Raw genomic sequence first — 17,062 nt, forward strand, 5'->3', positions numbered from 1 at the left:
CGGGAGGGCCCGCCAAGCCTGGTCAGGCCTTCTCAAGAATACATTGTAGAGGATGCTGGTTGCGGCGCGCGAAGTCCATCACCTGCGCCACCTTCGTCTCCGCCACCTCGTAGGTGAAAACGCCGCAGACGCCCACACCCCGCCGGTGAACATGGAGCATGATGGTGGTCGCTTCCTCGCGACTCTTCGCGAAAAAGCGTTCCAGGATATGGACGACGAACTCCATCGGCGTGTAGTCGTCATTCAGCATCAGGACCTTGTACATGGACGGCTTCTTCGTCCGCGGCTTGGTCTGAATGACAACCCCGGTGCCGGCGTCGTTGCCGCCTCCTTGATCATCCTTCCGTTCGATATCGCTCATGGATATGGGATGTGCATTGCCGGTTTTGAACCCAAGGAAGAACCCTGGGTTAGATGATAGTGCCGCAGAGGCCGGAGTTGTAGACCCGCAACGCGGAATAGCTGAAATGAGGACGGCCCCGTCGACATCGTCGACGGGGCCGTTGGCCGCGATCTCAAACCGGCGATCCCTGGGGGTCACCGGTCCGGGAAAGAGGGTTGGATCAGGCGGCGAGCGGCTTGGACAGCTTCTCGACGGCGACGTTGACGCGGGCGGCGATCGGCGCCACGGCGTCGTTGGTGACCTTCAGGCCCAGCTCCGACAGCTTGCTGCTCTCGGCGACGAAGCCGTCGAAGGCGGTCTTGCTGTAGGTCGACTGCAGGTCGACGACCTCACGCAGGGTCTTGGCGGCGAACAGCGAACGGGTCGCCTCGGCGGCCTGCTCGGCGGCACCCTGCTGCAGCGCGAACCAGGCGCGGCTCAGCTGCTCGGTGCCCTGGGCGAAGACGGCGGCCGACGCGAAGAAGGCGTCGACATTGCCCTTGGCGAGGGTGACGAGGTCGTCGAAGCCCTTGGTGGCCGCCTGGGCGGTCTTCTCGAACTGCTCCTTCGACAGGGCGAGGCCCTGGGCGAGGTTCTTTTCGACGGCGGCCTGGCTGGTCTTCACGGTGTCTGCCACGGTGTTCCTCACGATCTCGGTGTTGGATTCGACGGCTTCGAGCACCTTGCTCGTCCCGGCGCGGGTCTTGCTGGTCGTCATGACGACAGCGCTCCTGTAAGTGGTTGACCGACGCAGCCGACCTGCGATGCCCTGGAGCAACCGGTCATGCTGCACTGCAACATGCCGCGAATATGGGCAGGTCGATGCGATCTGTCAACGTTTTTTGTGCACTGCAACATAACTGACCCGGGACGAGGCCGGGGCGAGCCGTGGCGGTGCCCGCCGGCTCTTGCCGCAACGCCGTTGCCTTGACCCGGCCGAGCCTGCCAAAATCCCTGCGGCCGCGCTGGGCGACACGTCTGCCCGGTGAAATTTATGGCCTTGCCATCAATTGAATTATAGACAGAAATCAACGGGTTATTTTACACTTCTGAAATCACGCCTGAACCAAGACCGGCAAATGGCGTGAAGCGGGGGGTTGGCATGCCAGGTTTCCTTGCGCGATCGGCGGCGGCGGCTCTTGCCTGTCTTGCTCTCGCGCTTCTGCCGATCCGGGCCGAGGCGGCGGGGCGCTATGCCGCCTATGTCATCGACGCGCGCACCGGCGAGGTGCTGCACCAGGAAAATGCGAATCAGCAGCTGTACCCGGCGTCGCTGACCAAGCTGATGACGCTGTACCTGACCTTCCGCAGCCTGCAGCAGGGCGACCTGACGCTCGACACCCGGCTGGCCGTGTCCGGCTACGCCGCCGCCCAGTCCCCGACCAAGCTGGGCCTCGTGACCGGGTCCCGCATCCGGGTGGAGGACGCGGTCCTGGGCCTCGTCACCCAGTCGGCCAACGACGCGTCGGTGGTGCTGGCCGAGGCGATCGGCGGCAGCGAATCCCGCTTCACCCGGATGATGACGCAGCAGGCGCGGGCGCTGGGCATGAGCCGCACCAACTTCAGCTCGACCAACGGCCTGCCGGACCCGGACAACGTCTCGACCGCGCATGACATGGCGGTGCTGGCCCGGGCGCTGATCAACGACTATCCGCAGTACTATCCCTATTTCGCGACCAAGAACTTCCGCTATCGCGGCCGCAACTTCCCGAACCACAACCGGCTGATGCAGGCCTATCCGGGCATGGACGGCATGAAGACCGGCTACATCCGCGCCGCCGGCTTCAATCTCGTGGCGTCCGCGGTGCGGGGCCGGACCCGGCTGATCGGCGTGATCTTCGGCGGCACCAGCCCGACCGAGCGCAACGCCCGGATGGCGGAGCTGCTGGACGAGGCCTTCGAGGCCGGCTCGGGCACCGGCGCCTATGTCGCCGACGCGCCGGCCGCCCCGCCCGCGGTGGCTGCGACGCAGGTGGCGAGCGTGCCGTTCGAGCCGCCGCTGCCCGACCGGCGTCCGTCCGACACCGATGCCATGCTGGCGTCGGCGGAGGGTGATGCCGAAGAGGAAGGGTCGACCGGCAGCGACGGCATCGGCGCCATGATCGCGATGCACGCCCCGGCCCGGGCACAGAAGGTCAGCTTCGAGCCGGTGCCCCGCGCCCTGGCCAACATTCCCCTGCCCAAGCACCTGCCGGCCCGGCGCGCGTCGCGCTGAGCCACGGCCCCGTTCAGCCCGGTAGGGATCCCCGTTTCCACAGGGATCCCGGCGGCGGCCTGCGTCAACCGCGCAGCGTGCCGCCCTGCTTCTCCACCGCGGCGACGATCTTCTTGCCGACCGCCTCGATCGCCTCGTCGGTCAGGGTCGCCTCGACCGGCTGCAGCGTCACCGCCAGGGCCAGCGACTTGCGCCCTTCCCCCAGCCCCGCGCCGCGATAGACGTCGAACAGCGCGACATCGGCGACCAGCGCCTTGTCCGCGCCCTTCGCCGCCTTGACGATGCGATCCGCCGGCACGTCCTCGGCCACCACGAAGGCGAAGTCGCGCACCACCGGCTGGAACGCCGCCAGCTTCAAGAGCGGCTTGGCCGTGCCCGCCTTCTTCTTCGGCTGCGGCACCGCGTCGAGGAACACCTCGAAGCCGACCACCGGCCCGTCCACCGCCAGCGCCGACAGCACCGCCGGATGCAGCTCGCCGAAATGGGCCAGCACGGTCGGCCCCAGCCGCAGGCAGCCGGAGCGGCCGGGGTGGTACCAGTCCGGCGCGTCGGTCGAGACCACGAGGTTGGCGACCGGCGCCCCGGCGGCGTCGAGCGCCCCGATGGCATCGGCCTTGGCGTCGAAGGCATCGACCGGGCGCGGCGGCTGGGCCCAGTGTCGTGGGCCGCTCTGGCCGCTGCGCACGCCGGAGGCGACCATTTGCTGGCCGGTCTCGGTGGCGTCGCGATAGACGGGGCCGATCTCGAACAGCGCCGCGTCGGGCAGGCCGCGCGCGGCGTTGCGGCCAGCGGCGCGGATCAGGTTCGGCAGCACCGAGGGCCGCATGGTGTCGAGATCCGAGGCGATCGGGTTGAGCAGCTTCAGCCCGCTGTTCTGGAAGCCGAACCAGGACGCGTCGCGGCCATCCATGAACGACCAGGTCACCGCCTCGTCCAGGCCGCGCGCCGCCAGGCCGCGCCGCACCAGCTCGCGCGCCTTCTGCTGGGGTGTCAGCGCCGACTGGGTCAGGGTGCTCATACGCGGCAGCGGCACCGCCGGGATGGCGTCGTAGCCATTGACCCGCAGCACCTCCTCGACCAGGTCGGCCTCGCCCTGGACGTCGCCGCGCCAGGACGGCACGGCCGCCACGGTGGCGCCATCGGCACCGTCGGAGATGCCGAAGCCGAGCGCCGCCAGGATCGCCTGCTGCCGCTCGCGCGGCACCACGATGCCGCCCAGGCTCTCGACCCGGCTGGGGCGCAGGGTCAGGCTGCGGCGCCAGTCGGGCTCGCGCCCGGCGACCACCAACTGCGAGGCCTCGCCGCCGCAGAGATCGAGGATCATGCGCGTCGCCTGCTCGACCCCTGCGAACACCGCCGCCGGGTCGACGCCGCGTTCGAAGCGGTAGCGGGCGTCGCTGGTGATGCCGAGCGCGCGGCCGGTCATGGCGGTGCGGATCGGGTCGAACAGCGCGGCCTCGAGGATCACCTCGGTGGTGTCCCCGGACACGCCTGTCGAGGCGCCGCCCATGATGGCGCCGAGGCTGAGCACCGCGGCGTCGTCCGCGATCACGGTCACGCCGTCGCCGAGCGTGTAGGTCTTGTCGTTCAGCGCCTCCAGCGTCTCGCCCGGCTGCGACAGGCGCAGCGACAGCCCGCCCTGGACCTTGGCCTTGTCGAAGACGTGCAGCGGCCGGTTGCGGTCGAAGGTGAAGAAGTTGGTGATGTCGACCAGCGCCGAGATCGGGCGCAGGCCGATCGCCTTCAGCTTCTGCTGCAGCCAGACCGGGCTGGGGCCGTTCTTCACGCCGCGGAAGACGCGGGCGACGAACAGCGGGCAGGCCGAGGCGGCGTCCGCCGGGAAGTCCAGCGTCACCGTCAGGTCGGTGTGGAAGCGGCCTTCGACCGCGGTCTCGTCGAGCGGCTTCAGCGTGCCGAGGCCGGCGGCGGCGAGGTCGCGGGCGATGCCGCGGATGCCGGCGCAATCCGCGCGGTCCGGGGTCAGCCCGATCTCGATCACCGGGTCGTCCAGCCCGCGCCAGGCGGCGAAGGAGGCGCCCAGCGGCGCGTCGTCCGGCAGCTCGATGATGCCGTCATGCTCGTTCGAGAGCCCCATTTCGCGCTCGGAGCACAGCATGCCGTTCGAGGCCTCACCCCGGATCACGCCGGGCTTGAGGTCGACGCCGGTGCCGGGGATGTGCGCGCCCGCCGGGGCGAACACGCCCTTCATGCCGGTGCGGGCGTTGGGCGCGCCGCACACCACCTGGACCTCGCCCTTGCCGGTGTCGACGATGCAGACCCGCAGCCGGTCGGCGTTGGGGTGCTGCACCGCCGATTTGACATAGGCGATGGTGAAGGGCGCCAGCGCGGCGGCCGGGTCCTCGACGCCGTCGACCTCAAGCCCGAGGCTGGTCAGCGTCTCGGTGATCTCGCCCAGCGACGCCGTGGTGTCGAGATGGTCCTTCAGCCAGGACAGGGTGAACTTCATGGTCTCGGCCTCGATGCGGCAGGACGTGTCAACGGGGGGCGGGTCAACGGGTGAGGCCGGTGGCCAGGCTGGGGACGTCCAGCGGCAGGAAGCCGTAGTGCTTCAGCCAGCGCAGGTCGGCGTCGAAGAAGGTGCGCAGGTCGGGGATGCCGTATTTCAGCATCGCCGGCCGCTCGATCCCCATGCCGAAGGCGAAGCCCTGGTAGCGGGTGGAATCGATGCCGCAGGCCTCCAGCACCTTGGGATGGACCATGCCGCAGCCCAGGATCTCGAGCCAGTCGCCGTAGTTGCCGATCTTCAGCTCGCCGCCCTTGCGCGAGCAGCCGATGTCGACCTCGGCCGACGGCTCGGTGAAGGGGAAGAAGCTGGGGCGGAAGCGGAGCGGCAGGTCGGGCACGTCGAAGAAGGTGCGGCAGAACTCGATCAGGCAGCCGCGCAGATGGCCCATATGGATGGCCTCGTCGATCACCAGCCCCTCGATCTGATGGAACATCGGGGTGTGGGTCTGGTCGTAGTCGGACCGGAAGGTCCGGCCCGGCACCACGACGCGGATCGGCGGCTTCTGCGACAGCATGGTGCGGACCTGCACCGGCGAGGTGTGGGTGCGCAGCACCGCCGCCTTCCCGTCGGGGCGGTCCGGCAGGTAGAAGGTGTCGTGCATCTGCCGGGCGGGGTGCTCCGGCGGGATGTTCAGCGCGGTGAAGTTGTGCCAGTCGTCCTCGATGTCGGGTCCTTCAGCGACCGTGAAGCCCATCTCGGCGAAGATCGCGACCATCTCGTCCCGGGTCTGGCTGATCGGGTGGATGCGGCCCGTCCGCTCCGGCCGCACCGGCAGCGAGACGTCCAGCCGCTCCCGCGCCAGCCGGGCGTCGAGCGCCGCCCGCTCCAGCACCGATTTGCGCGCGTCGAGCGCCGCCGAGATCTCGTCCTTGACCACGTTCAGCGCCGCGCCCGCGGCCTTGCGCGCCTCGGGGTCGAGGTCGCGCAGGCCGGCCATCAGCCCGGTCAGGCGGCCCTTCTTGCCCAGCGCCCCGACCCGGACCGTGTCCAGCGCCGCGAGGTCCTGCGCGGCGGCCACGGCGTCGGCCAGCTCCTGCTTCAGCGTCTCAACCTGTTCCATCGCCTGAATTCCCCGATGGGCATGCCGGCTATCCCGGCGGCCATATCACGGCCATGAAAAAAGGGGCCGAGCCTTTCGGCCCGACCCCCGCTTCTCTATCGCTATATCCTGTCCCGCCGGGGCGGGATCGGATCAAGCGGCGTTCTTCAGCGCGGCCTGGGCCTGATCGACCAAGGCCTTAAACGACTCCGGCTCGCGCGTGGCGATGTCGGACATGACCTTGCGGTCGATGTCGATGCCGGCCAGCTTGATGCCGTGCATGAACTTCGAATAGGTCAGCCCGTGCTCGCGGACACCGGCGTTGATGCGCTGGATCCACAGGCCGCGGAAATCGCGCTTCTTGTTGCGGCGATCCCGGTAGGCGTATTGCAGCGCCTTCTCGACCTTCTCGATCGCGACGCGATAGTTGGTCGAAGCGCGACCCCGATAGCCCTTGGCGAGCTTGAGGATCTTCTTGTGACGGGCGTGGCTGGTGACGCCGCGTGAAACTCTTGCCATTGCTTAGCGCTCCCCTGCTCAGCCGTTGACCAGGAAATAGCGCTTCACCTTCGTCGCGTCGGCGTCGCACATGATCTTGGTGCCCTGGTTCCGCTCCTTCGCTGCCTTGGTCTTGGTCAGCAGTCGGTGGCGGCGATAGGCCGAGTTGTAGCGGACCTTGCCGGAGGCGGTCAGCCGGAAGCGCTTCTTGGCGCTGGAGTGGGTCTTCATCTTGGGCATTTTCAGTCCTTCCGAGGGAAGACGATGGAAGGGTGGTTGGGCATGCCCCGGGGGTCGTACCCCGGCCTCGCCACCCCGAACGAAGCGCGCGTTATAACGGCACGGGCGCGCGTTGACAAGCACCGCATAAACTGGGCTAAGTCGCTGCCTTCCCGCAACCCACGAGACTCTGTCCAAGACTCTCTCTCAGCGAGCCTGTCCATGATTCCCGCCGTGATGCCGACCTATGCGCGTGCCGACCTCGCCTTCGAGCGGGGCGAAGGGGCGTATCTGTTCGGGACCGACGGGCGACGATACCTGGACCTGATCGCGGGAATCGGCGTGTGCGCGCTCGGCCACGGCCATCCGCATCTGGTCAAGGCGCTGCAGGACCAGGCCGCGAAGCTGTGGCACACCTCGAACCTGTACCGGATCCCGGAGGGCGAGCGCCTGGCCCAGCGGCTGGTCGACAGCACCTTCGCCGACACGGTGTTCTTCACCAATTCCGGCGCCGAGGCGTGGGAGGGCGCGACCAAGCTGGTGCGCAAATACCACTACACCCGCGGCAACCCGAAGCGCTGGCGGGTCATCACCGTCACCTCCAGCTTCCACGGCCGGACCCTGGCCGCGATCTCGGCCGCCAAGGGCGAGAAACTGATCAAGGGCTTCGGCCCGCTGGTCGACGGCTTCGACCAGGTGGCCTGGGGCAACATGAACGAGTTGCGCGCGGCGATCACCGACGAGACCGCGGCGATCTGCATCGAGCCGATCATCGGCGAGGGCGGCATCAAGGCCGCCACGCCGGAATATCTGCGCGAGCTGCGCCGCGTCTGCGACGAGTTCGGCCTGCTGCTGTTCTTCGACGAGATCCAGTGCGGCTACGGCCGCACCGGCAAGTTCTTCGCCCATGAATGGGCGGGGATCACGCCGGATGTGATGTGCATCGCCAAGGGCATCGGCGGCGGCTTCCCGCTCGGCGCCTTCATGGCGACCGAGGAGGCGGCCTGCGGCATGACCCCCGGCACCCACGGGTCGACCTATGCCGGCAACCCGCTGGCCATGGCGGTCGGCAACGCCGTGCTCGACATCGTCCTGGCCGACGGCTTCTTCGAGACGGTCGAGCGCACCGGCCAAGCCTTCAAGGCCGAGCTGGAGGCGCTGGTGAAGCGCCACCCGACGGTGCTGGAGGAGGTGCGCGGCAACGGGCTGATGCTGGGCCTGAAATGCGTGCAGCCGAGCGACCAGATCGTCCCCGAGCTGCGGGCCGCGGGCCTGCTGACCGTGGGCGCCGGCGAGAACGTCATCCGCATCCTGCCGCCGCTGACCATCGGCGCGGCCGAGATCGCCGAGGCGATCGCGGCCTTCGACAAGGTCTGCGGCGCGCGGGCGACATCGGGCAAGGCGGCGGCGAATGGCTGACATCCGGCACTTCACCGACCTGCACCATCTGTCCAAGGGCGACCTGCGGCAGATCATCGACCGGTCGCTCGACCTCAAGCGCACCGATCCGCGCGGCACCCGGTCGAAGCCGCTGGCCGGCCAGACCCTGGCGCTGATCTTCGAGAAGCCGTCGACCCGCACCCGCGTCTCCTTCGAGGTCGGCATGCGCCAGCTCGGCGGCGAGGTGGTGATGCTGACCGGGGCGGAGATCCAGCTGGGCCGCGGCGAGACCATCGCCGACACCGCCCGGGTGCTGTCACGCTATGTCGACGCCATCATGCTGCGGACCTCGGACGAGGACCGCCTGCGCGAGATGGCGGAGAACGCGACCGTCCCTGTCATCAACGGCCTGACCGACGAGACCCATCCCTGCCAGCTGATGGCCGATGTGATGACCTTCGAGGAGCTGCGCGGCCCGATCGCCGGCCGCGTCGCCGCCTGGAGCGGCGACGGCAACAACGTCGCCCGGTCCTGGATCCGCGCCGCCGCCATGTTCGATTTCGAGCTGCGCCTGGCCTGCCCGGACGAGCTGGCGCCGCCGGCCGACCTGATCCACTGGGCGCATCGCGAGGGGGCCCGGGTCTCGGTCGGCACCGATCCGGACACCACGGTGCGCGGCGCCGACCTCGTCGTCACCGACACCTGGGTGTCGATGGGCGACAAGGATGCCGCGTCGCGCCACAACCTGCTGCGGCCCTACCAGGTCGACGAGCGGCTGATGGCGCAGGCCAAGCCCGATGCGCTGTTCATGCACTGCCTGCCGGCCCATCGCGGCGAGGAGGTGACGGACGGCGTGATCGACGGGCTGCAATCGGTGGTCTGGGACGAGGCGGAGAACCGCCTGCACGCCCAGAAGGGCATCCTGCTGTGGTGTCTCGGAGCGTTGTGACCATGGTGGCCGACGATATCGTCCTCCCCTTCCAGATCGAGGCGTCGGGGCTGCGCGGCCGGCTGGTCCGGTTCGGCCCGCTGCTCGACGACATCCTCGGCCGCCACGCCTATCCCGAGCCGGTCGCCCATCTGCTGGCCGAGACCGTGGTGCTGACCGCGCTGCTGGCCAGCGCCCTGAAATACGAGGGCGTGTTCACCCTGCAGGCCAAGGGCGACGGGCCGGTGCGGCTGGTGGTGGCCGACGTCACCGCGGACGGCGCCGTCCGCGCCCATGCCGTGTTCGACGAAGCCCGGCTGGCCGAGGCCGAGGGCAGCACCACGGTGCCCGCCCTGATGGGCCGCGGCCACCTGGCCTTCACCGTCGACCAGGGTGCGGACACCGAGCGCTACCAGGGCATCGTCGACCTGTCCGGCGAGACGCTGTGGGAATGCGCCCAGCATTACTTCCGCCAGTCGGAGCAGTTGCAGGCGGGCCTGCGCTCAGCCGTGCGGCTGACCCCGACCGGTTGGCGCGGCGGCGGCATCATGCTGCAGCGCCTGCCCGACCCCGAGAAGGAGGTGCCGACCGATCGCGAGGACGATTGGCGCCGTTCCATGGTGCTGCTGGGTTCGGCCACCGATGACGAGCTGACCGAGCCGCAGCTGGCGGGCGAGGCACTGCTGTACCGCCTGTTCAATGAGGACGGGGTGCGGGTCTTCGCGCCCCAGCCGATGCGCTTCTCGTGCCGCTGTTCGCGCGAACGGGTGACGGCGATGCTGTCCTCGCTGCCGCGGGCGGAGGTCGAGAGCCTGGCCGTCGACGGCCGGGTCGAGGTCGACTGCGAGTTCTGCAACACCCGCTACGTGTTCGACGAAGACCAGCTCGCGGCGCTGTACGCCGCCTGACCCGGCGGGAGGCCGGGTCCGCCCGGACACCCGCAGATGTTCCAGTCCCGGAGAGCCCCGATGCCCCATCTCACCCGACGCAGCCTGCTCGCCGGCGCCGCCCTGCTGCTCGCGGCCTGCAGCGGCCCGGCCGACCTGACGCCCTTGCAGCCGGTGAATTTCGCCGGGCGTGCGCCGATCCGGCTGAACGTCGCCCGGGTCGACACCGTCGACCAGTCCGCTGCGGGCGCGGCCGGCTTCGGTGCCACCCTGGCGCAGAGTCCGGCGGCGGCGATCCGCAACTGGGGCGCGGCGCGGCTGCAGGCGGCCGGGCGCGCCGGGACCGCCCGGCTGGTCATCCAGCAGGCCAGCCTGACGCAGGAGCGGCTGGCCACCCAGGGCGGCCTGACCTCGCTGTTCAACGACCAGCCGGCGCAGAAGCTGACCCTGCACTTGGTCGCCCGGCTCGAGATCGGCCCCGTGGGCACCTACACCGGCGGCTACACCGACGTGAAGGTCGAACGCTCGACCACCCTGACCGACGGGTCCAGCGCCGCCGACCAGGCCCAGGCGACGAGCGGCCTGGTGCGGGACGGCATGGATGATTTCGACCGCCAGTTCGAGGCCAACATCCGGCAGTATCTGGCGCCGCTGCTGCTGCCCTGACAGCCATTGGTACGACCGCGCGGCCGGGCCTCATCCGTCCGGCCGCTTTCCTTTTCGCCGTCGCCTATGGCACAAGGCATGAGGTGAAGCGTTCTTAGCGGCGTTCCAGGTTTCAGAAGAAGGCGTTCATGTCCGAGCCCGTCAAGGTTGCCGTCTTCCCCGTCGCGGGTCTTGGCACCCGGTCGCTGCCCGCCACCAAGGCGGTGCCCAAGGAAATGCTCTGCGTCGTCGACAAGCCGGTGCTGCAATACGCGGTCGAGGAGGCCAAGGCCGCCGGGATCGAGGAGTTCATCTTCGTCTCGAGCCGGGGCAAGACCGCGCTGGAGGACCATTTCGACCAGCACACCGAGCTCTATGCCAGCCTCGAGGCGCGCAACAAGACGGAGCAGCTGAAGGCGGCGCGGGATGCCGAGCTGCCGCCCGGCCAGTTCAGCTTCGTGCGACAGGCCCAGCCGCTCGGCCTCGGCCATGCCGTGTGGTGCGCCCGCCACCTGGTCGGCAACCGGCCCTTCGCGGTGCTGCTGCCGGACGAGATCTTCAAATGCAAGACCCCGCTGCTGGCGCAGATGGCCAAGGCCTATGCCAGCCATGGCGGCAACGTGATCGCGGTGCGCGAAGTGCCGAAGGCGCTGACCTCGCGCTACGGCATCCTCGCCATCGGCCAGGATGACGGCACCGTCGCCGAGGTCACCGGTCTGGTCGAGAAGCCGAAGCCGGAAGACGCACCGTCCGACCTCTCGGTCGTCGGCCGCTACATCCTGCAGCCCGAGGTGTTCGCCCATCTCGACCGGCAGGAGCGCGGCGCCGGCGGCGAGATCCAGCTGACCGACGCGATGGCCCGGCTGATCGGCAACCAGCCCTTCCACGGCACCCGCTTCGAGGGCGACCGCTTCGACTGCGGCGACAAGGTCGGCTTCATCGCCGCCAATCTGGCCTACGGGCTCGATCGCGCGGATCTGTCGGCGGCGCTGCGCGAGGCGATCGCCCCCTATCTGCGATGATCGCGCCGGAATGATTTGGCCGGCTTGGGTCCGGCGGTCCGTCTGACACTGGAGTACATGGGCCCATGCGCATCGCCATGATCGGAAGCGGCTATGTCGGCCTCGTCTCCGGCGCCTGCTTCTCCGAATTCGGCCACGACGTCGTCTGCGTCGACAAGGATGCCGGCCGGATCGAGCGGCTGAAGCGCAACGAGATGCCGATCTACGAGCCCGGCCTCGACGCGCTGGTGGCGAAGAACGCGGCCGCCGGCCGGCTGTCCTTCACCACCGACCTGGCCGCCGCGGTCGACGGCGCCGACGCCGTGTTCATCGCCGTCGGCACGCCCAGCCGGCGCGGCGACGGCCATGCCGACCTGACCTATGTCTTCGCCGCGGCCGAGGAGATCGCGCGGGCCCTGACCGGCTACACCGTCGTGGTCACCAAATCGACGGTGCCGGTCGGCACCGGCCGCAAGGTCGCCGAGGTGATCCGCCAGACCCGGCCGGACGCCGATTTCGACGTCGCGTCGAACCCGGAATTCCTGCGCGAAGGCTCGGCGATCGGCGACTTCATGCTGCCCGACCGGGTGGTGATCGGCACCGAGGGCGAACGCGCCAAGAAGATCCTGTCCGACGTCTACCGGCCGCTGTACCTGATCGAACGGCCGATCGTGATCACGGCGGTGGAAACGGCGGAGCTGATCAAATATGCCGCCAACAGCTTCCTGGCGATGAAGGTCACCTTCATCAACGAGGTTGCCAATCTGTGCGAGCAGGTCGGCGCCAACGTGCATGACGTCGCCCGGTCGATCGGGCTGGACAAGCGCATCGGGCCGAAGTTCCTGCATCCCGGCCCGGGCTATGGCGGATCGTGCTTCCCCAAGGACACGCTGGCCTTCGTCCAGACCGCGCGCGAGGCCGGGGCGCCGCAGCACCTGATCGAGGCGGTGATCGAGGTCAACGAGGCCAGGAAGACGGAAATGGCCGATCGCGTGATCGCGGCCTTCGACGGCGATGTCGCCGGCAAGACCATCGCGGTGCTGGGCCTGGCCTTCAAGCAGAACACCGACGACATGCGCGATTCCCCCAGCCTGACCGTGGTGCCGGCGCTGCAGCAGGCCGGGGCCCGGATCCGGGCCTACGACCCGGCGGCGATGACCGAGGCGCGCAAGCTGCTGACCGACATCGACTACGCCACTGGCGCCTATGAGGCGCTGCGCGGCGCCGACGGCGCGGTGATGCTGACCGAATGGAACGAGTTCCGCGCCCTCGACCCCGCCCGTATGCGCCAGCTGCTGACCGGCCCGGTGTTCGTCGACCTGCGCAACGTCTACAAGCCGGCCGACATGACCGAGGCCGGCTTCCGCTATCACAGCATCGGCCGCCCGGTCCCCGGCTCCGCCGGCTGACCTGGCCAACAAGACCCGTCCTCAAGGAACGCGCCCGCATGACCCACAGCTTCCACCCCACCGTTCTTCGCGAGTACGACATCCGCGGGGTCATCGGCAAAACCCTCAACGCCGCCGACTATCGCGCGGTGGGATCCGCCTTCGGCACCATGGTCAAGGGCAAGGGTGGCCGGCAGGTGGTGGTCGGCTATGACGGAAGGCTGAGCTCGGTCGAGCTGGAGGCGGCGCTGGTCGAGGGGCTGGCTTCGACCGGGCTGGAGGTGGTGCGGGTCGGCCTGGGCCCGACGCCGATGCTGTACTTCGCGCAGAAGCATCTCGACGCCGATGCCGGGGTGATGGTCACCGGGTCGCACAACCCGCCGGACTACAACGGCATCAAGATGGTGGTGCGCGGCGGCCCGGTCTATGGCGACCAGATCCTGGAGATCGGCCGCATCGCCGCCGCCGGCACCCTGGCCAAGGGCGAGGGCCGCGTCAGCAACGTCGACCTGCAGGACCTCTATGTCGAGCGCATGCTGCGCGACTATGACGGGCCACGCGACCTGACGGTGGTGTGGGACAACGGCAACGGCGCCGCCGGCGAGATCCTGCGCCGGCTGACCAGGAAGCTGCCGGGCAAGCACATCCTGCTGTTCGACGACATCGACGGCCATTTCCCCAACCACCATCCGGATCCGACCATCCCGGACAACCTGGTGGCGTTGCAGGCCAAGGTGGCCGAGACCAAGGCCGACATGGGCATCGCCTTCGACGGCGACGCCGACCGCATCGGTGCCATCGACGGCAACGGCCGGATCATCCCGGGCGACATGCTGGTGGCGATCTATGCCATCGACGTGCTGCCGCGCCATCCCGGCGGCGTCGTCATCGCTGACGTCAAGACCAGCAAGACGGTGTTCGACGCCATCGCCAAGCTGGGCGGCACACCGCTGATGTGGAAGACCGGCCATTCCCTGATCAAGGCGAAGATGGCCGAGACCAAATCGCCGCTGGCCGGCGAGATGTCGGGCCACATCTTCTTCGCCGACAGATGGTACGGCTTCGACGACGCGCTGTATTGCGGCCTGCGCCTGGTGGCCCAGGTCAGCCGCAGCGGCGGCACGCTGGCGGCGCTGCGCGACACCTTCCCCAGCACGGTGTCGACCCCCGAGGTCCGCTTCCAGATCGACGAGACCAGGAAGTTCGCGGTGATCGACGAGGTGATGGCCCGGCTGCGCCAGTCCGGCGCCGACGTCAACGACATCGACGGCGCCCGGGTGACCACGGCGGATGGCTGGTGGCTGCTGCGCGCCTCGAACACCCAGGACGTGCTGGTGGCCCGGGCCGAGAGCGGCGACGAGGCCGGTCTGGAGCGGCTGAAGGCCCAGATCGTCGACCAGCTGAAGGCCAGCGGCCTGGCCGAACCGAGCTTCACCGACTCGGCGCATCACTGAGAGATGAGGGGGCTCTCCCCTTTTCTGTCATTGCCCGGCTTGACCGGGCGATCCAGGGGCCGCCAAAACTGCTCTCGATGGCCCCTGGATCCTCGGGTCAAGCCCGAGGATGACAGAGGGAGCAATGCGGTTCCCTACCCTGGAAGACCCCGGAGCCGCGCCATCGCCAGCACATCGGCATAGGCGCCGTCGCGATAGCCGTAGGCGCGCAGCCGACCCTCCTCGACGAAGCCGGATTTGCGGTACAACGCCAGGGCCGGCGCGTTGTCGGCCCACACCGTCAGCTCCAGCCGCTTGAGGTCCAGCCAGTTGTCGGCGGCGTCGATCAGCGCCGCCATCAGGGCGGTGCCGATGCCCTGGCCCTGCCAGCCGTCATGCACGCCCATGCCGATCCCGGCGGCGTGCCGGCGGCGGCCCCGCCCGCAGGTCAGGTCGGTCAGCCCGACCACCTGGCCCTCGGCCTCGGCCGCGATGTAGAGGTCGCCCGGCGACCGGTCCTCGAGCCATTTGCGGACGGCGTCGCGGGATTCATAGGGCGGCCGCAGCGTGCCCCAGCGAAAGCCCGGCTGGGCCTGCATCTCGGCGACGTCAGGCCAGTCTTCGGTGTGCAGCGCCCGCAGGGTGAAGCCGGGCGCGGCGGTCACGCCTCCTCCTCGCCCCGGGCGATGGCCACCGCACGGCGGGCGCGGGCGGTGATCGCCGCCCAGTCGCCCGCTGCCATCTCCGACTTGCCGGCCAGCCAGGTGCCGCCGACCACCGCCACGTTCGGCAGGGCCAAGTAGGTGCGCAGGTTGGATTCGCGGACGCCGCCGGTCGGGCAGAAGCGCATGCCGCCGAACGGGCCGGCCAGGGCCGCCAGCGCCGACTGGCCGCCATAGATCTCGGCCGGGAAGAACTTCAGGACGCCATAGCCCAGATCCCGCGCGGCCATGATCTCCGACGGCGTCACCGCGCCGGGCAGGAAGGGATAGCCCTCCGCCGCGCGCGCCAGCTCCGGCGTCAGGCCCGGGCTGACGCCGAACACGGCGCCGGCCTTGCGCGACGCCTCGAGGTCGGCCGGCGACAGCACCGTGCCGGCCCCGACCACGGCGCCGGGGACCTGCGCCATCGCGGCGATGACCTCGAGCGCCACCTTGGTGCGCAGCGTCACCTCCAGCACCGGCAGGCCGCCTTCGACCAGGGCACGGGCCAGCGGTATCGCCGCCTCCACCGTCTCGACGGTCAGCACGGGGATGATCGGGGCGCGGGCGATGATGGCGTCGATGGTCATGGCGGATCTCGGGTCAATCAGCGGGTCATTCGGTTGCGCCGCACCTTAGCAAATTGCAGCGCCCGGAGGAGAGTCATCCGCCCGGAGCGGCGATGAAACGCGGTCGCGTGGCCTTTCCGGCTTGCTGGACCATTTCACCACACCCATTCCCGGTCGTCATTGCGAGGAGGCGAAGCCGACGAAGCAATCCATGGCGCCGGTTCGAGCCGCCCGATGATTGCTTCGCTGCGCTCGCAATGACGGTGTTGGGAATTCCGAAAACGATCTCGTCAGGCCACGGGGCCGCCGGCGAAATCCGGCATGGCGTCGCGCGGCACGATGGCGCCGCGATGGCCGATCACCACGGCGGCCAGGCGGTGGCCGCGCCCCGCCGCCGCCGCCGGGTCCAGCCCGGCGAAGCGGCCGGCGAGGTAGCCGGCGTTGAAGCTGTCGCCCGCGGCGGTGGTGTCGACCGGGGTCACCCGCACCGGCACCGGCACCGTCGTCTCCGCCCCGTCCGCGGCGATGTGGCAGCCTTCGGCCCCGCTCTTCACCACGATCTCGCCGACGCCCCAGCCGCGCAGCCGGGCGATGGTGGCCTGCGGGTCGGCGTCGCCGAACAGCGCCTGTTCGTCGTCGAAGGTCGGCAGGGCGTGGGTCGCCAGCCGCAGGAAGCGTTCGAACACCGCCTGCGCCCGGGCCTTGTCGGGCCAGCCGCGCGGCCGGTAGTTGCCGTCGAAGGCGATGCGGGCGCCCTTCGCCTTGGCAGCTGCCAAGGCGGCATGGAAGGCGTCGCGGCCGCGGTCGCTGTACAGCGACAGGGTGATGCCGGAGAAGTAGATCAGGTCGTAGCCCAGCAGCCGCTCGACCAGCCCGTCCGACCCCGGCAGCTCGAACAGCTCGCGCGCCGGCGCCCGGTCGCGCCAGTAGTGGAAGCTGCGCTCGCCCCGGTCGTCGGTGCGGATCATGTAGAGGCCGGGCACCCGGCCGGGCAGGCGCGGCACCAGCCCGGTCCCCACCCCTTCCGCCTGCCAGCGCGCCAGCATCTCATCGCTGTAGGGGTCGTCGCCCAGCGCGGTGGCGTAGTCGACCGCGACGCCCTGGCGGGCGAGATAGACCGCGGTGTTCAGCGTGTCGCCGCCGCTGGCGAGCTGGGCATCGCCGCCGGACTTCACCGCAATCTCGATCATGCACTCGCCGATCGACGCTACACGCATGGCAACACGCCCTTCCCCAGCTTACCGCCGGTC

General features: G+C 69.5%; 17 protein-coding genes. 8 read left to right on the plus strand and 9 right to left on the minus strand.

Translation table 11 applies throughout. From position 1 onward, the window contains the following. Window positions 1-22: 22 nt before the first annotated feature. Complete coding sequence (gene clpS / locus E9232_RS22505) at window positions 23-361, minus strand: ATP-dependent Clp protease adapter ClpS (RefSeq protein WP_309797697.1); 339 nt, start codon at window positions 359-361, stop codon at window positions 23-25. 202 nt (window positions 362-563) lie between these two features. Beyond that, window positions 564-1,100, minus strand: coding sequence for a phasin family protein (locus E9232_RS22510; protein ID WP_309797701.1), 537 nt, complete (start codon window positions 1,098-1,100; stop codon window positions 564-566). 384 nt (window positions 1,101-1,484) lie between these two features. Here E9232_RS22510 and E9232_RS22515 point away from each other — a divergent pair, with 384 nt between their 5' ends. Continuing rightward, the gene (locus E9232_RS22515; RefSeq protein WP_309797703.1) at window positions 1,485-2,597 is read left to right on the plus strand and encodes a D-alanyl-D-alanine carboxypeptidase family protein; all 1,113 of its coding nucleotides are present in this window, start codon (window positions 1,485-1,487) and stop codon (window positions 2,595-2,597) included. 64 nt (window positions 2,598-2,661) lie between these two features. Here E9232_RS22515 and pheT read toward each other — a convergent pair whose 3' ends face one another. The 4 genes from pheT to rpmI form a co-directional block, all read right to left on the minus strand. After that, window positions 2,662-5,064, minus strand: a complete 2,403-nt coding sequence (gene pheT, locus E9232_RS22520) for a phenylalanine--tRNA ligase subunit beta (protein ID WP_309797706.1) — start codon at window positions 5,062-5,064, stop codon at window positions 2,662-2,664. A gap of 43 nt (window positions 5,065-5,107) precedes the next feature. Further along, window positions 5,108-6,184 carry a phenylalanine--tRNA ligase subunit alpha gene (gene pheS / locus E9232_RS22525; RefSeq protein ID WP_309797708.1) on the minus strand — a complete coding sequence of 359 codons (1,077 nt, stop codon included), beginning with the start codon at window positions 6,182-6,184 and terminating at the stop codon, window positions 5,108-5,110. Between the two features lie 132 nt (window positions 6,185-6,316). Beyond that, entirely contained in the window at window positions 6,317-6,682 is a 366-nt protein-coding gene (gene rplT / locus E9232_RS22530; protein WP_309797710.1) for a 50S ribosomal protein L20, read from the minus strand. An 18-nt stretch (window positions 6,683-6,700) separates the two neighbouring features. Next, the gene (rpmI, locus tag E9232_RS22535; RefSeq protein ID WP_309797712.1) at window positions 6,701-6,901 is read right to left on the minus strand and encodes a 50S ribosomal protein L35; all 201 of its coding nucleotides are present in this window, start codon (window positions 6,899-6,901) and stop codon (window positions 6,701-6,703) included. A gap of 201 nt (window positions 6,902-7,102) precedes the next feature. Here rpmI and E9232_RS22540 point away from each other — a divergent pair, with 201 nt between their 5' ends. The 7 genes from E9232_RS22540 (at window position 7,103) to pgmG (ending at window position 14,563) form a co-directional block, all read left to right on the plus strand. After that, window positions 7,103-8,299: an aspartate aminotransferase family protein gene (locus E9232_RS22540; RefSeq protein ID WP_309797714.1), complete on the plus strand. Its 1,197-nt coding sequence runs from the start codon at window positions 7,103-7,105 to the stop codon at window positions 8,297-8,299. After that, window positions 8,292-9,209: an ornithine carbamoyltransferase gene (argF, locus tag E9232_RS22545; RefSeq protein WP_309797715.1), complete on the plus strand. Its 918-nt coding sequence runs from the start codon at window positions 8,292-8,294 to the stop codon at window positions 9,207-9,209. Before E9232_RS22540 ends, argF begins: the two co-directional genes overlap by 8 nt. A 2-nt stretch (window positions 9,210-9,211) precedes the next feature. Further along, window positions 9,212-10,096 carry an Hsp33 family molecular chaperone HslO gene (locus tag E9232_RS22550; protein ID WP_309797717.1) on the plus strand — a complete coding sequence of 295 codons (885 nt, stop codon included), beginning with the start codon at window positions 9,212-9,214 and terminating at the stop codon, window positions 10,094-10,096. Between the two features lie 60 nt (window positions 10,097-10,156). Next, on the plus strand, window positions 10,157-10,741 hold the full coding sequence (locus E9232_RS22555; protein ID WP_309797720.1) for a hypothetical protein: 585 nt from the start codon (window positions 10,157-10,159) through the stop codon (window positions 10,739-10,741). Between the two features lie 128 nt (window positions 10,742-10,869). After that, complete coding sequence (locus E9232_RS22560) at window positions 10,870-11,742, plus strand: UTP--glucose-1-phosphate uridylyltransferase (RefSeq protein ID WP_309797722.1); 873 nt, start codon at window positions 10,870-10,872, stop codon at window positions 11,740-11,742. 65 nt (window positions 11,743-11,807) lie between these two features. Beyond that, window positions 11,808-13,130 (plus strand): UDP-glucose dehydrogenase family protein, encoded by a 1,323-nt coding sequence (locus tag E9232_RS22565; RefSeq protein WP_309797724.1) that lies wholly within the window; start codon window positions 11,808-11,810, stop codon window positions 13,128-13,130. Between the two features lie 38 nt (window positions 13,131-13,168). Next, a complete protein-coding gene (gene pgmG, locus E9232_RS22570; RefSeq protein WP_309797726.1) occupies window positions 13,169-14,563 on the plus strand; it encodes a phosphoglucomutase/phosphomannomutase PgmG in 1,395 nt (464 codons plus the stop codon). Window positions 14,564-14,697: 134 nt separating this feature from the next. On the opposite strand, the gene E9232_RS22575 is transcribed toward pgmG, so the two are convergent. From E9232_RS22575 to E9232_RS22585, 3 genes are all read right to left on the minus strand, one after another. Then, a complete protein-coding gene (locus tag E9232_RS22575) occupies window positions 14,698-15,207 on the minus strand; it encodes a GNAT family N-acetyltransferase (protein WP_309797728.1) in 510 nt (169 codons plus the stop codon). Next, complete coding sequence (gene eda, locus E9232_RS22580; RefSeq protein ID WP_309797730.1) at window positions 15,204-15,833, minus strand: bifunctional 4-hydroxy-2-oxoglutarate aldolase/2-dehydro-3-deoxy-phosphogluconate aldolase; 630 nt, start codon at window positions 15,831-15,833, stop codon at window positions 15,204-15,206. Before eda ends, E9232_RS22575 begins: the two co-directional genes overlap by 4 nt. 269 nt (window positions 15,834-16,102) lie before the next feature. Beyond that, a complete protein-coding gene (locus E9232_RS22585; protein ID WP_309797732.1) occupies window positions 16,103-17,029 on the minus strand; it encodes a sugar kinase in 927 nt (308 codons plus the stop codon). Window positions 17,030-17,062: the final 33 nt, after the last annotated feature.

This window comes from Inquilinus ginsengisoli (assembly GCF_031453975.1).
Lineage (GTDB): Bacteria > Pseudomonadota > Alphaproteobacteria > DSM-16000 > Inquilinaceae > Inquilinus > Inquilinus ginsengisoli_A.

Bases quoted from the DNA above. Each gene is read 5' to 3' on its own strand.
- E9232_RS22550 (WP_309797717.1), top strand. From the start codon at position 9,212: ATGGTGGCCGACGATATCGTCCTCCCCTTCCAGATCGAGGCGTCGGGG.
- E9232_RS22565 (WP_309797724.1), top strand. From the start codon at position 11,808: ATGCGCATCGCCATGATCGGAAGCGGCTATGTCGGCCTCGTCTCCGGC.
- argF (WP_309797715.1), top strand. From the start codon at position 8,292: ATGGCTGACATCCGGCACTTCACCGACCTGCACCATCTGTCCAAGGGC.
- eda (WP_309797730.1), bottom strand. From the start codon at position 15,833: ATGACCATCGACGCCATCATCGCCCGCGCCCCGATCATCCCCGTGCTG.
- rpmI (WP_309797712.1), bottom strand. From the start codon at position 6,901: ATGCCCAAGATGAAGACCCACTCCAGCGCCAAGAAGCGCTTCCGGCTG.
- E9232_RS22555 (WP_309797720.1), top strand. From the start codon at position 10,157: ATGCCCCATCTCACCCGACGCAGCCTGCTCGCCGGCGCCGCCCTGCTG.
- pheS (WP_309797708.1), bottom strand. From the start codon at position 6,184: ATGGAACAGGTTGAGACGCTGAAGCAGGAGCTGGCCGACGCCGTGGCC.
- clpS (WP_309797697.1), bottom strand. From the start codon at position 361: ATGAGCGATATCGAACGGAAGGATGATCAAGGAGGCGGCAACGACGCC.
- rplT (WP_309797710.1), bottom strand. From the start codon at position 6,682: ATGGCAAGAGTTTCACGCGGCGTCACCAGCCACGCCCGTCACAAGAAG.
- E9232_RS22540 (WP_309797714.1), top strand. From the start codon at position 7,103: ATGATTCCCGCCGTGATGCCGACCTATGCGCGTGCCGACCTCGCCTTC.
- E9232_RS22510 (WP_309797701.1), bottom strand. From the start codon at position 1,100: ATGACGACCAGCAAGACCCGCGCCGGGACGAGCAAGGTGCTCGAAGCC.
- E9232_RS22515 (WP_309797703.1), top strand. From the start codon at position 1,485: ATGCCAGGTTTCCTTGCGCGATCGGCGGCGGCGGCTCTTGCCTGTCTT.
- E9232_RS22585 (WP_309797732.1), bottom strand. From the start codon at position 17,029: ATGCGTGTAGCGTCGATCGGCGAGTGCATGATCGAGATTGCGGTGAAG.
- pheT (WP_309797706.1), bottom strand. From the start codon at position 5,064: ATGAAGTTCACCCTGTCCTGGCTGAAGGACCATCTCGACACCACGGCG.
- pgmG (WP_309797726.1), top strand. From the start codon at position 13,169: ATGACCCACAGCTTCCACCCCACCGTTCTTCGCGAGTACGACATCCGC.
- E9232_RS22560 (WP_309797722.1), top strand. From the start codon at position 10,870: ATGTCCGAGCCCGTCAAGGTTGCCGTCTTCCCCGTCGCGGGTCTTGGC.